Source organism: uncultured Catenibacterium sp. (assembly GCF_900540665.1).
Classification (GTDB): Bacteria; Bacillota_I; Bacilli_A; order Erysipelotrichales; family Coprobacillaceae; genus Catenibacterium.
The window spans coordinates 1-6,156 of sequence record NZ_UQGV01000095.1; the positions used below are offsets into that span (position 1 = coordinate 1).

Here is a 6,156-nt window from a genome sequence, read left to right on the forward strand (position 1 = left end):
AAAACAGCTGGGTAAGGTCCTGTTTCACCATTTGCTTCAGCAATTTCAGAAGCAAGAAGCATAGTAATACCAATTGTAATACATGAGATTGTAGCATACTGCATAGCAGCAAAGATAGGGTTAAGAACTTTAAGGGCCATAATTGGAGGCCATAAAGCACCTAAACCTGTTGAATCATTTACTAAAACGTTTGTCCAAAGAACACCAACGGCACCTGAGATAGTAGCTGGCATAAAGTTCTGGAATGCATTCTTGATTGCATTCAAGTACTTATTCTGACCACACCAAGCACCGACACGTCCTAGCTTATCAGCAAAAGCGTCCATTTAATTTCCTCCCTTTCAAGAGTCGGCGTAACTCTTGTACAGGTACTATTTTACACAATCTAAAACGTAAGTCCATGGATGCGCTATCACAAGCACGATTGTTACAAAGAACTCTTTTTCACATATCGATATCTTGTAAATATGATACAGTTATAATCTATTTACCAAAGTACTTTCACTCCTATTATAGCCATTCACTTCTTATTTTAGAAAACTTTTTTTAAAACAGTGATTATTTTCCATTATTAAAATGATGTATGATAAAATATTTCTATAGATTTACATTACATAGAAGTGCATTAGAAAGGTGGTAGATGTTTATGAGAGATTATCATGCGCACGAAATTGGAAATGTAGCTGTTTTAGGACACTCTGGATGTGGTAAGACAAGTATAGTAGAAACAATGGCTTACCGTGCTGGAGCAATTGGTCAGATTGGTAATATCCAAAGTGGTAATACAATTAGTGACTATAGTGCTGAGGAGATTGCCCGTCAGTCTTCTATTAATTTATCAATCATTCCGATTGAATGGGATAACTGTAAGATTAATTTAATAGATGTTCCTGGTACTTTTGACTTCGTAGGTGAAACAGAAGCAGCTTTATCTGTTTGTGAGTCTGCTTTAATTATTTGTCCAAGTTATGCTGGTATTTCAGCAGGTACAAAACAGGCAATGTATAAGGCAAGAGATAAGGGTAAGATCATCTATATTAATGGATTAGATAATCCAAATAGTGATTATCCTACAAAACTTCAGCAGTTAAAGGATACTTATGGTAAGGGTATTGCCCCAATACAGGTACCAATCATGGATAATAATAAAATGATTGGTTATGTCAATGTCGCAAAGATGGAAGGTCGTTTATTTAAAGACGGACAAACACATGAGGCTCCTATTCCTGAAGATATGATGGATGAAGTATTACCAATCAAGGCAATGATTGATGAAGCCGTTGCGAATACAAGTGATGAATTACTTGAAAAATATTTAGAAGAAGAACCTTTCACAAAAGAAGAGATTTCTAATGCATTAAGACAGGGTGTGACTGATGGTAGTTTGATTCCTGTACTTTGTGGTACTGATCGTATTGGTATTAGTATTATCTTGAATTCTATGTGTGCTTTCTTTGATTCAGCCAACCATCCAAAGAATGCGCTTATTGTAAAGGATTTAAAAAAAGATGATGAAAAGATCTTAGAATGTAATGAAGATTCGCCTACAAGCTTATTTGTCTTCAAGACAATTACTGATCCATTTGTAGGAAAAACATCTTATTTCAAAGTGACAAGTGGTACATTATATACAGGTATGACTCTTTATAATCCAAAAGAAAAAGAAGATGAAAAGATTGTGAAGATTTATCAACCTATGGGTAAAAACTTGATTGAAGTAGATAAACTTCATGCAGGGGAAATTGGTGCATTTACACGTTCAACTACATGTCATACAAATGATACATTATGTGATCCACGTTCTCCTATCCTTATTCCTGATACAGAATATTCTAAACCATATTATAAGAAAGCGATTGTACCTCTTGGTAAGAGCAATGAAGAAAAGATTGCGAATGCAATTAATAGATTACTCGAAGAGGATCCTACTTTAGCTTATGAATATAATGAAGAAACAAAGCAGCAATGCTTATCTGGTATTGGTGATATTCATCTTGATACAGTTCTCAATAAATTAAAAACAAGATTTAAAGTAGAAGCAAAGTTTGAAGACGTCAAGATTCCTTATCGTGAAACAATCAAAAAGGAAGTCACTCAAAGAACAAGATATAAGAAACAGTCTGGTGGTCATGGACAGTTTGGTGAAGTAGAAATTACTTTCAAACCTTCTCGTGATTATGATAAGCCTTATATTTTTAAGGAAGAAGTATTTGGTGGTGCTGTACCTCGTACTTATTTCCCTGCTGTTGAAAAGGGACTTATTGAAAGTGTAAAAGCAGGATGCTTAGGTGGTTATCCAGTATTAGGTATTGAAGCAACTCTTATTGATGGTGCCTATCATTCTGTTGACTCTTCTGAAATGGCCTTTAAGACTGCAACATCTATGTGCTTCAAGGAAGCAATGCCTAAGGCAGAACCTGCATTACTTGAACCATATATGAAGATGAAGGTTATTATTGATGATGAGTTTACAGGTGATATTATGAGTCATTTAAATACATTACGTGCGAGAGTCATCGGTTCTGATGTATTTGAAGATGGATTAATTAAGATCATTGCAGAAGCACCTATGAGCGAAGTGATGAACTATGCAGTTGATCTTCGTTCTATGACTCAAGGTCAGGGTGTCTTTGAAATGGAATTCCTTGATTATGAATTTGCACCTGCAAATGTAGTAAAAAAGATTTTAAATAAATAATGAAGCGAGGGAGTTCATTTAAAACTCCCCCGCTTTTCTATTGGAACAATGATTGAAGATTGACTAAATAGCTTTGTTTATCATCATAGATGATCAATTTGTTTTCTCCTTCATATTCATAGAGTGAAATATCAACACCATTTTTAAATGGTAAAGATAATGGAACATAGCTATTCTTTTGAATATCGTAGAGATAATAATTGACATGCTTATCATAGAAAGAATCTTCATTTTCATTTGTGATAAGAAGATATTGACTTGTAGAACTTGCAATTTTTATACGATAATTTTCTTCCTTTATTTCACAGCTCTTTCTAGTGACATGATTAATGATTGTATTATCTACTAATTCAAATGCAGACGCAAATTCAGTAATACCATTCCATTTTTCAACCACCTTCTGCGTTGCACAATCAATCACAATCGTATAATCATCACCATAAGTAATAATATAATCATCACCATAAAATGAATGTTCATTTGATAAAGCATACCCACACATATCAGGTACAATCTTTTCTGTCTTATTGACTGTATCATAGATTGTCCAATACTCATCCTGCTTATTAATTAGTAGATAACGTCCATGAGGTGATAGGTATGGATTTACAGAGCGATGATCAGTGGTTATTATTTCAATGTTTCCTGTCTTTATATTCAAAGCAATGATATCATACTTTTTTGTACATAAATAGACAGTATTATTGAATATACGATTGATACCATACTCTACATAACCTGAAAAATCATACATGAAAATATCATGATGATATCGCACATATTTAAAAGAGAAAGGCTTCTTATAGACTCCCTTATAAGTACGTGGCTTTTGTAGTTTGATTTGATTATGATTCATAAGATAGATATTTTTTATTTTATCATCCTTAGTATATGTATATCCAAAAGGTGCCTCATACCATCTGATGTCCTTAAAAGTCACATTCTCAACAGGATGAATATCCTCTTTAGAAAAATGATTTGTCAACCATTCTGACATATCAGAATGAAATGCACTGACAGTTATTAAAGAAATACATACAATAACAGCTGTTAAAACCATAGAAAATGAATAATGTTTTTTCTTTTGTGTATATGTGATCTTCTTCCAATCTTCTGGCGTATGAATATCATCAAATTCCTTCCATTTATTCATCATCCTCACCTACTTTCTTCTTTAGTATCTCCCTTCCTCTTTTCAATCTTGATTTCACTGTATTGATATTTATCTTTAATATTCCTGCAATTTCATCTGTTTTGTATCCTTCATAATAATATAGATAAAGTACATTCTTATAACGCGTTGGCATATCTAATATCACAGGAAGCAATACATAATCCTTCTTCTCAGCTTGAATAAGCACATCTTCTAAATCAATTGTCTTCTTATAGAAAACACGACGATAATCCTTACATGTATTCACTGTAACACGAATCAGCCAGTGTTTTAGATAATCATGGTCTTCTATTATGCCGTGCTTATAGAGTTTAATGAAAACTTCTTGAAAACAGTCTTTCGCATCATCACTATTTCTCAAATTCATGATACAAATGCGAGTCACCATATCCCCATAGGTATCAATTACATCTTCTATTGTCATGATATTTCCCTCCCTTCACTATTAATACGATGATTCCCTCCATTTGGTTGCACATATGTGCTGAATTATTTTACTTTAGGGTCTATAATAAAGTCTACAAGGAGGAGAGAATGTATGCCATGTACGACATTACTAGTAGGTAAGAACGCATCTTATGATGGTTCTACCTTAATCGCAAGAAATGATGATTCACAATCTACAAGATTTACACCAAAGAAACTTGCAGTGATTCATCCAGAACAACAAAATAGAGTTTATGAGACAGTATTATCTCATTTAAAGATTCAGTTACCTGATAATCCAATGAGATATACTGCGATGCCAAATGCCTTAAAAGGTGAAGGTATCTGGGCAGCAAGTGGAATTAATGAAGCAGAAGTCGCAATGACAGCGACAGAAACAATCACTTCTAATCCTCGTGTATTAGGGGCTGATCCACTTGTAGAATATGATGAAGAAACAAATACACCTGGTGGTATAGGTGAAGAAGATATTGTCTATCTTGTATTACCTTATATTCATAGTGCAAGAGAAGGTGTATTAAGACTTGGTTCACTACTAGAAAAGCATGGAACATATGAAATGAACGGAATTGCCTTCTCTGATCATGATGAAATCTGGTGGTTAGAAACTATTGGTGGTCATCATTGGATTGCAAGAAGAGTTCCTGATGATGCTTATGTTGTAATGCCTAACCAGTTAGGTATTGATACATTTGATTTAAAGGATGCTTTTACTACTCAAGAAAATCATTTATGTAGTGATGATTTAAAGGAATTTATTGAAAAGAATCATTTATGTTTAAATCTAGATGATTCATTTAATGCACGCTATGCATTTGGTTCACATGATGATTCAGATCATATCTATAACACACCACGTGATTGGTTTATTAGACGTTATTTAAATCCACGTACATATAAATGGGATGGAGAAAATGCAGACTTTACACCTTTTTCTGATGATATTCCTTGGACTATGGTACCTGAAAGAAAGATTACTGTTGAAGATGTAAAATATGCTTTATCAACTCATTTCCAGAATACACCTTATGATCCATATATTACTCGTGGAGATTTATCTAATAAAGGTGCATTACGTCCTGTAGGAATCAATAGAAATGACTTCTTATCTGTATTACAAGTAAGACAGGGACAGGAACCTATTGAATGGTTTACATTTGGTTCAAATGTATTCAATACACTCGTTCCATTATATGTTCATATTGATACTGTACCTGAATATTACAGCAATACAACAGATGAAGTCTCTACTGATAACTTCTATTGGGCCAATAGACTCATAGGTGCTATGGCTGATGCATGTGATAAACAGTCAGCAATTCATATTGAACGTTATCAGAGAGTGGTACAATCTCATTCACATCATATTATTCATACATATGATGAATTGATTGAAAAAGAAACAGACGAAGCAAGAAAAACAGAATTAAGACATGAAGCCAATCAAAAGGCAGCTGATATATTGAAGAAGGAAACTTCAAAGACATTACATCTTGTCTTAGATGAATTAAGCTTTACTATGAAGAATAAATTTGCCCGTTCTGATGCATAAGAAAAGAAGCCTCGGCTTCTTTTTTTAGTTATTTGATGCTGAACACTTTTCAGCATCAATTGCCAGTACAACAAGCAATGCATAAAGTGCATCCTGGCTATTATGAACATCAATGACATAGACATCTGTAAAATGAAATAATTCTTTTGATATAGTCGCAATTTCATGATGAGAATCACTTATAGTATAATTCCAGTTCATGAAATCTCCATCAACAGACCAGTCGTTAAATTCTAGGACATATTTAGGAAATAAGAAACTGATTTTCTTTTGGAATGAACCTAT

General features: G+C 33.5%; 4 protein-coding genes and 2 pseudogenes. 2 read left to right on the top strand and 4 right to left on the bottom strand.

The features are described 5' to 3' along the window. Nucleotides 1–326, bottom strand: a pseudogene (locus tag QZQ55_RS10145) (PTS sugar transporter subunit IIC); the annotation flags it as partial. A gap of 320 nt (nt 327–646) precedes the next feature. Here QZQ55_RS10145 and QZQ55_RS10150 point away from each other — a divergent pair. Next, entirely contained in the window at nt 647–2,698 is a 2,052-nt protein-coding gene (locus QZQ55_RS10150) for a translation factor GTPase family protein (protein WP_295093004.1), read from the top strand. 37 nt (nt 2,699–2,735) lie between these two features. Here QZQ55_RS10150 and QZQ55_RS10155 read toward each other — a convergent pair whose 3' ends face one another. Then, nucleotides 2,736–3,851 (bottom strand): hypothetical protein, encoded by a 1,116-nt coding sequence (locus QZQ55_RS10155; protein ID WP_295093006.1) that lies wholly within the window; start codon nt 3,849–3,851, stop codon nt 2,736–2,738. Further along, nucleotides 3,844–4,296 carry an RNA polymerase sigma factor gene (locus tag QZQ55_RS10160; protein WP_295093008.1) on the bottom strand — a complete coding sequence of 151 codons (453 nt, stop codon included), beginning with the start codon at nt 4,294–4,296 and terminating at the stop codon, nt 3,844–3,846. Before QZQ55_RS10160 ends, QZQ55_RS10155 begins: the two co-directional genes overlap by 8 nt. A gap of 114 nt (nt 4,297–4,410) precedes the next feature. Between QZQ55_RS10160 and QZQ55_RS10165 the strand changes: the two genes are divergently transcribed. Next, entirely contained in the window at nt 4,411–5,871 is a 1,461-nt protein-coding gene (locus QZQ55_RS10165) for a C69 family dipeptidase (protein ID WP_295093010.1), read from the top strand. A 24-nt stretch (nt 5,872–5,895) separates the two neighbouring features. On the opposite strand, the pseudogene QZQ55_RS10170 reads toward QZQ55_RS10165, so the two are convergent. Then, nucleotides 5,896–6,156 (bottom strand): annotated as a pseudogene (locus QZQ55_RS10170) (hypothetical protein); the annotation flags it as partial.

What these genes read in the sequence shown, in the direction of transcription:
- QZQ55_RS10150 (WP_295093004.1), top strand. Translation starts at nt 647, where the DNA reads ATGAGAGATTATCATGCGCACGAAATTGGAAATGTAGCTGTTTTAGGA.
- QZQ55_RS10155 (WP_295093006.1), bottom strand. Translation starts at nt 3,851, where the DNA reads ATGAATAAATGGAAGGAATTTGATGATATTCATACGCCAGAAGATTGG.
- QZQ55_RS10160 (WP_295093008.1), bottom strand. Translation starts at nt 4,296, where the DNA reads ATGACAATAGAAGATGTAATTGATACCTATGGGGATATGGTGACTCGC.
- QZQ55_RS10165 (WP_295093010.1), top strand. Translation starts at nt 4,411, where the DNA reads ATGCCATGTACGACATTACTAGTAGGTAAGAACGCATCTTATGATGGT.